Consider the following 6,795-nt stretch of genomic DNA (forward strand, 5'->3'; position numbering starts at 1 on the left):
AGCAGGGCGCGCGCGGTCATGGTTTCGGCCAGCGGCACGGGCACGGCGAAGCGGCCGCAGAGTTCGAGCAGCGCGAAGGCGTCGGCCGGGGTCAGGCCCGCGCCGTCGTCCACCGATTCGGGCAGCAGCGCATTGGCGAAGCCCGAGCCTTCGATCGCTTCCCACAGCGCGCCCGCCGGGCCGCCGGCCTCGATCTCGCGCACATGGCGCAGGGTGCAGCAGTCCTCGAGCAGCCCGCGCAGGGCGTCGGCGTAGATGTCTTCCATGTTTTGCTTCCTTGTGGGCGCCGCGGGCTCAGCGCAGGCCGAGGCCGCGCGCGATCATTCCGCGCAGGATGTCGCGCGTGCCGCCACGCAACGAGAACGAGGGCGCGACCTGGGTCACGTATTCGAGGGTGAGCAGCAGCTCGAGCGGCACGGGCGTGCCGTCGGCGCGGCCGTAGAGGTCGTCGGCGATGGCGGCCGGGATCAGTTGCTCGACGCCGGTGCCCAGGTCCTTGACCAGCGCGGCCTCGACCACCGGGCTGCCGCCCTCGGCCACCTTCTGCGTGACGGCGAGCGACATGGCGCGCAGCGGCGCGAGCTGGCCCATGATGCGACCCGCGAGCCGCACGGCCGAAGGCGTGCGGCCGGCCTCGGTGCGCACGAAGGCCAGCCATTCGTCGAACAGCACGATGCTCGAGAACAGGCGCTCGGGGCCGCTGCGCTCGAAGGCCAGCTCGGCCGTGACCTGCTCCCAGCCGTGGCCCTCCGCGCCGATGAGCGCATCGGCGGGCAGCCGCACGTTGTCGAAGAAGACCTCGCAGAAATGCGAGTCGCCCGAGAGGTCCTCGATCGGCCGCACGGTGACGCCGGGCAGCGAGAGGTCGACGATGAGCTGCGACAGCCCCTTGTGCCGGTCCTCGGGCTCGCCCGAGGTGCGCACCAGCGCGATCATGTACTGGCAGTGATGCGCATTGGTGGTCCAGATCTTCTGGCCGTTGAGCGTCCAGCCGTCGGCGCCCTTCACGGCGCGCGTGCGCACGCTCGCAAGGTCGGAGCCGGCGTTGGGCTCGCTCATGCCGATGCAGAAGAAGGATTCGCCGCGGCAGATGCGCGGCAGGTGGAAGCGCTTCTGCGCCTCGGTGCCGTACTTGAGGATCAGCGGGCCGCTCTGGCGGTCGGCGATCCAGTGCGAGCCGACGGGCGCGCCGAAGTTGAGGAACTCCTCCACCAGCACGTAGCGCGCGAAGGCGCTGCGGCCGCCACCGCCGTATTCGGTCGGCAAGGTGATGCCGAGCCAGCCCCTGGCGCCGAGCGCGCGACTGAAGGCGCCGTCGTAGCCCGACCAGGAGCGCGCGCGCACTGGCGCCGGCACGTCCTTCAACGCCTCGGCCAGGAAGGCCCGCACGGGCGCGCGCAGCGCCTCGTCCTCGGGTGGAATCGCCGTCATCGACAGCGAGCTCAGGGCTCCACTCATGCAATCACTCCTTGTGTCGTCAAGTCGCCGATCTGCTGCGCCGACAGGCCCATCAGATCGCCCAGCACCTCGCGCGTGTCCTGCCCGAGCGTGGGCGGCGCGCGCCGGTACTGCACGGGGGTCTGCGACAGCCGCAGCGGACTGGCCACCAGCGGGATCTCGCCCGCCACCGGATGGGCCATGCGGATCTGCGTGCCGCGCGCCTTCACCTGCGGGTCCTCGAACACGTCGGCGATGGTGTTGATGGGACCGCAGGGCACGCCCACGCGCTCGAACAGCGCGATCCATTCGGCGGTGCCGCGCGTGGCCGTGATCTCGCGCATCAGCGCGATCAGCGCGCTGCGGTTCGCGATGCGGTCGGCGTTGGTGGCGAAGCGCGCATCGCTCGCCCACCCGGCCTGGCCGACGGCGCGGCAGAAGCTCGCGAACTGGCCGTCGTTGCCGATGGCCAGGATCATGTGGCCGTCGGCCGTGGGAAAGTCCTGGTAGGGCACGGTGTTGGGATGCGCATTGCCCATGCGCTTCGGTTGTCCGCCGTACAGGTGGTTCATGCCCTGGTTGGCGAGGCAGGCCACCTGCACGTCGAGCAGCGCGAGGTCGATGTGCTGACCCACGCCGCTGAGGTCGCGCGACTGCAGCGCGGCCAGGATGGCGGTGCTCGCGTACAGGCCGGTGAGGATGTCGGTCAGCGCCACGCCCACCTTGACCGGGCCGGCGCCCTCCTCGCCGTCGGCGCGGCCGGTGATGCTCATGAGGCCGCCCATGCCCTGCATCAGGAAGTCGTAGCCGGCGCGCTCGGCATAGGGGCCGGTCTGGCCGAAGCCGGTGATCGAGCAATACACCAGCCGCGGATTGAGCGCGAGCAGCGAAGCATGGTCGAGGCCGTACTGCGCGAGGCTGCCGACCTTGAAGTTCTCGATCAGCACGTCGCAGCGCCTGGCGAGATCGCGCACCAGCGCCTGGCCGGCGGCGGTGGTGAAGTCGATGGCCACCGACTTCTTGTTGCGGTTGGCGCACAGGTAGTAGGCCGAGTCGCGCGTGTCCGCGCCCTCGCGGTCCTTGAGGAAGGGCGGGCCCCACAGGCGGGTGTCGTCGCCGCGGCCGGGGCGCTCGACCTTGATGACTTCCGCGCCCAGGTCGCCCAGCGTCTGGCTGGCCCAGGGGCCGGCCAGCACGCGCGAGAGATCGAGCACGCGGATGTGCGAGAGCGCGCCGGGCACGGGCGCATCGGCAGCGGGCTTCTTCATCTCACTGCTGCTCGACACGGGCCGTCACCGCAATGCGCTTCCAGAGCTGGATCTCGGCGTTCTGGAAGTTGCGCATCTCCTCGGGGCCGCCCTGCATCACCTCGGCGCCGATGCGTTCGTAGAACTCGCGCGTCTCGGGCATCTTCTCGATCTTCGTGAGCAGCGCGGCGAGCTTCTCGGTCTCGGCCTTCGGTGTCTTCGCCGACACCATGCCGGCCACCCAGGTGTAGGCCGTGAAGCCCAGCAGGCCGGCCTCGGCCGCCGTGGGCACCTCGGGCAGCGCGGGCACGCGCCGGTCGGAGGCCACGGCCAGCGCATGCACCTTGCCCGAGCGCGCGAGCTCCTGCACGCTGGTGATCTCGGCGAAGGCGAAGTTCACCGTGCCCGAGACCACCGCGATCACGGCCTCGGCCGCGCCCTTGAAGGGCACGTGCGCGGTCTGCACCCTGGCGGCGTCGTTGAAGAGTTCCGACATCAGCTGGTAGCCGGCCGAGCCCGCGCCGTAGTTGAGCACGCTAGGCTTGGCCTTGGCGCCCGCGATCAAGGCCGGCAGCGTCTTGTATTCGGAGTTGCCGGGCACCACGACCAGCGCGGGCGAACGCATCATCATCGTGAGCGGTGCGAGGTCGGCAACGGGGTCGTAGGGCAACTGCCTGAACAGCGCGACGTTGACCGCGAGCGTGGAGTTGCTGCCCACGAACACGGTGTAGCCGTCGGCCGGCGCCGCGAGCACGGCCTTCACGGCGATGAAGCCGTTGGCGCCGGGCTTGTTCTCGACCACCACGGGCTGGCCCGTGAGTTCGTTGAGCTTGCGCGCGAAATAGCGCGCCGAGGTGTCGGTGCCGCTGCCCGGCGGGAAGGGCACGACGAACTTGATCGGCTTCGACGGAAAGTCCTGCGCGGCGGCCGGGGCGGCGCTGCCCAGCAGGCCCCATCCGAGCAGCAGCGCGGGCGCGATGCCGAAGGCGCGGCGGCGCGTGCCGCGGGTCTTGCGTGGTGTGGTGGTCATGGGGCCTCTCCGGTCAATCGAGCGTCACGCCCGTGGCCTTGACCACGCCGGCCCAGCGCGCGAGTTCCTTGCGCACGTAGGCGCCGTACTCGGCGGGGGTCGAGCCCAGCGGCTCGGCGCCCTGCAGCGCGAGCCGTTCGCGCACGTCGCTCGCCTTCAGCGCCTTGACGATCTCGGCATTGAGCCGATCGACCACCGGCGCCGGCGTGCCCGCGGGCACCATCACGCCCTGCCAGGCGCCGACCTCGAAGCCCGGCATGCCCGACTCGGCCAGGGTGGGCACATCGGGGAACAGCGACATGCGCCTGGCCGTGGTCACGGCGAGCATCTTCATGCGCTTGTCGCGCACGAAGGCCATCACCGAGTTGACGGTGTCGGTCATGAACTGGATCTGGCCGCCGACCAGGTCGACGTCGGCCGGCGCGCTGCCCTTGTAGGGCACGTGCGCGGCATCGATGCCGTTGGCCTGCACGAACTGGAAGGCGCCCAGGTGCGTGACGTTGCCGTTGCCCGCGGAGCCGTACGAGAGCTTGCCGGGATGGGCCTTGGCATAGGCCACGAACTCCTTGACGTTGCTGGCCGGCACCGAGGGATGGGTGACCAGCGCGAGCGGCACCACGGCCACCAGCGCGACCGGTGCGAAGTCCTTCTGCACGTCGTACGACACGCTCTTGTAGAGCGCCGGGCTCAGCGCGATCGAGGAGGTGTTGTAGAGCAGCGTGTAGCCGTCGGCCGGTGCCTTCGCCACCAGCTGCGCGCCGATGTTGCCGTTGGCGCCGCCGCGGTTGTCGACCAGCACGTTCTGGCCCAGCTGCTCCGAGAGCTTCTGCGCGAGCACGCGCGCCACCAGGTCGGTGGGGCCGCCCGGCGGGAAGGGCACGACCATGGTGATCGGCTTGCTCGGGTAGCTGCCGCCCTGCGCGAAGGCGGGAGCCGCCGACGCGGCGAGGATGGCGGCCGCGGTGGCGAGCAGCAGCGATCGCCGCTGGGGCGGGCGCGCGGCGCCAGGGGTTCTGGAATGCATGGGCTTGTCTCCGATGTGTCGTTGGAACTGGGAACGGGTGGTGCGGCGGGATCGCGCTCTGCGGGCGCTCGCCCCGCGCGGGCTCAGGACGGGTCGCGGCCCGCGAGCAGCCGGCGCGCGTCGTAGTGCATGACGCACTGGCCGTGCTGGTTGAAGACGGTGATGCGCGAGTCGACGATGGCGCGGCCGCCCTTCGAGGTCGGCCGGATGCCGGTGACCTCGACCACCGCCTCGATGCGGTCGCCCACGCGCACCGGCGCATGGATCTTCTGCACCAGCTCGAGCATCGCGAGGCCGGTGCCCTGGATCATGGTCTGCAGGATGAAGCCCTCGATCAGCGTGTAGGTCAGCGCGGCCGGCACCGGGCGGCCGGCGATCGCGCCGGCCTCGTAGTCGGCGTCGATGAAGATCGCCTCGACCATGCCGGTCACGCCGATGAAGGCGACGAGGTCGGCCTCGGTGATGGTGCGGCGGAAGGTGCGCAGGCGCTGGCCCGGCGCCAGGTCCTGCCAGACGAAGCCCTGGCCGAGGCGCGGCAGCGCGGCGTCTTCGGCGGTGAGGCGGGGCAAGGTGGGGGTCTTGTCGTTCATGCGGGTCTCGCTGCGTTGCGTTGTTCAGGCGGAAGGGACGATGGCGGCGCCGTCGGCGATCAGCGCATCGACGTGCGCGCCCGGCACGCCGGCCGCCACCAGGCTTTCGCGCGTGTGCTCGCCCAGGCGCGGCGGCATGCGCACGGGCGCACGCTCGCCGTCGAAGCGCACCGGCACGCCCGGAAAGCGCAGCCGGCCCATGCGCGGGTCGTCGAGCTCGGCGAAGAAGCCGGTGGCCGCCAGGTGCGGGTCGCGCGGCAGGTCCTCGAGCCGGCTGACCGGCGCGGCCGGGATCTCGAGCCGCTCGCAGGTGGCGAGCCAGTGCGCGGTGCTGCCGCGCGCGACGAAGCCGCCGGCCAGCGCGAGCAGTTCGCCGATGTGCTGCGTGCGCGCGGCGATATCGGCGAAGCGCGGATCGTCGGCCAGCGCGGGCTCGTCCACCTCGGCGAAGAAGCGGCGCCAGTGCAGCGAGGTGTACGGCATCATGCAGATGTGGCCGTCGGCGGTGCGCCACGGGCGGCGCCAGGGCGTGAGCACGCGCGGATAGCCGGCCTCGGCCAGCGGCGGTTCGAAGTGGTTGCCGTAGAGGTGCTCCACGAGGTTGAAGGACACCATGGTCTCGAACATCGGGATCTCGACGAAGCCGCCCTGCCCCGTGCGCTCGCGCCGGAACAGCGCGGCCAGGATGGCCTGGGCCGCGACCAGCGCGCAGGTCTTGTCGGCCGCGATGGTGGGCAGGTAGCGCGCCTCGCCCGACTGCATCTGCATCAGCGAGGCCAGGCCCGACATGCCCTGGATCACGTCGTCGTAGGCCGGCCGGCCCGCGTAGGGACCGTGCTGCGAGAAGCCGTGCAGGCCCGCGTAGACCAGCCGCGGAAAGCGCTCGATGAGCGTCTGCGGATCGATGCCGAGGCCGCCGAGCTTCTGCGGCCGCATGCTGTGCATGAACACGTCGGCCTGCGCCACCAGCGCCATCAGCGCCTCGCGCGCGGCGCTCTGCTTGAGGTCGAGCGCCACGCTCTTCTTGCTGCGGTTGCTGCCGAGGAACACGGCCGCCATGCCGGGCTCGGCCGCGGGGCCGGTGTGGCGCGTGGAATCGCCCTCGGGCGGCTCGACCTTGATCACCTCGGCGCCGTAGTCGGCCAGCGTCTGGCTGGCCAAGGGTCCGAACACCACGCTCGAGAGGTCGAGCACCTTCACGCCCTGCAGGGGAAGCATCGTCTGTTTGTCTCCTGCGCCGATTCTGCGAAGGGGACTGGATGCCGTCCAATATCAATTACCTGCTCTGTGATACCGTTTACAGATCATGGACACCCGCCAGCTGCGCCACTTCGTGGCCCTTGCCGAGACCCTCAACTTCCACCGCGCGGCCGAACGGCTGCACATGGCGCAGCCGCCGCTGTCGGCCTCGATACGCCGGCTCGAGGAGCAGGTGGGCGTGCCGCTGTTCGTGCGCAACCGGCGCGG

Annotated in this window: 7 protein-coding genes and 1 pseudogene; 1 reads left to right on the plus strand and 7 read right to left on the minus strand. The window is 71.0% G+C overall.

What is annotated here, in order from left to right; genetic code table 11:
- The 7 genes and pseudogenes from AC27VN_RS28450 to AC27VN_RS28480 form a co-directional block, all read right to left on the minus strand.
- Window positions 1–266 (minus strand): annotated as a pseudogene (locus tag AC27VN_RS28450) (acyl-CoA dehydrogenase); the annotation flags it as partial.
- Window positions 267–294: 28 nt separating this feature from the next.
- The gene (locus tag AC27VN_RS28455; protein ID WP_490878707.1) at window positions 295–1,458 is read right to left on the minus strand and encodes an acyl-CoA dehydrogenase family protein; all 1,164 of its coding nucleotides are present in this window, start codon (window positions 1,456–1,458) and stop codon (window positions 295–297) included.
- Complete coding sequence (locus AC27VN_RS28460) at window positions 1,455–2,705, minus strand: CaiB/BaiF CoA transferase family protein (protein WP_490878708.1); 1,251 nt, start codon at window positions 2,703–2,705, stop codon at window positions 1,455–1,457. The genes AC27VN_RS28455 and AC27VN_RS28460 overlap by 4 nt, the downstream gene beginning before the upstream one ends.
- A gap of 1 nt (window position 2,706) precedes the next feature.
- Window positions 2,707–3,714, minus strand: a complete 1,008-nt coding sequence (locus AC27VN_RS28465) for a Bug family tripartite tricarboxylate transporter substrate binding protein (protein WP_490878709.1) — start codon at window positions 3,712–3,714, stop codon at window positions 2,707–2,709.
- Window positions 3,715–3,727: 13 nt separating this feature from the next.
- Window positions 3,728–4,738, minus strand: coding sequence for a tripartite tricarboxylate transporter substrate binding protein (locus tag AC27VN_RS28470; protein WP_490878710.1), 1,011 nt, complete (start codon window positions 4,736–4,738; stop codon window positions 3,728–3,730).
- A gap of 83 nt (window positions 4,739–4,821) precedes the next feature.
- Window positions 4,822–5,328, minus strand: coding sequence for a MaoC family dehydratase (locus tag AC27VN_RS28475; protein WP_490878711.1), 507 nt, complete (start codon window positions 5,326–5,328; stop codon window positions 4,822–4,824).
- A gap of 24 nt (window positions 5,329–5,352) precedes the next feature.
- Window positions 5,353–6,546, minus strand: a complete 1,194-nt coding sequence (locus tag AC27VN_RS28480; protein ID WP_490878712.1) for a CaiB/BaiF CoA transferase family protein — start codon at window positions 6,544–6,546, stop codon at window positions 5,353–5,355.
- 88 nt (window positions 6,547–6,634) lie between these two features.
- On the opposite strand from AC27VN_RS28480, the gene AC27VN_RS28485 reads away from it, so the two are divergent.
- On the plus strand, window positions 6,635–6,795 hold a 161-nt coding region (locus tag AC27VN_RS28485), incomplete at its 3' end, for a helix-turn-helix domain-containing protein (RefSeq protein WP_490878713.1).

The sequence above is a fragment of the Variovorax sp. 20P10.2.4 genome, from assembly GCF_058244205.1.

Bases quoted from the DNA above. Each gene is read 5' to 3' on its own strand.
- AC27VN_RS28475 (WP_490878711.1), bottom strand. From the start codon at position 5,328: ATGAACGACAAGACCCCCACCTTGCCCCGCCTCACCGCCGAAGACGCC.
- AC27VN_RS28460 (WP_490878708.1), bottom strand. From the start codon at position 2,705: ATGAAGAAGCCCGCTGCCGATGCGCCCGTGCCCGGCGCGCTCTCGCAC.
- AC27VN_RS28470 (WP_490878710.1), bottom strand. From the start codon at position 4,738: ATGCATTCCAGAACCCCTGGCGCCGCGCGCCCGCCCCAGCGGCGATCG.
- AC27VN_RS28465 (WP_490878709.1), bottom strand. From the start codon at position 3,714: ATGACCACCACACCACGCAAGACCCGCGGCACGCGCCGCCGCGCCTTC.
- AC27VN_RS28480 (WP_490878712.1), bottom strand. From the start codon at position 6,546: ATGCTTCCCCTGCAGGGCGTGAAGGTGCTCGACCTCTCGAGCGTGGTG.
- AC27VN_RS28455 (WP_490878707.1), bottom strand. From the start codon at position 1,458: ATGAGTGGAGCCCTGAGCTCGCTGTCGATGACGGCGATTCCACCCGAG.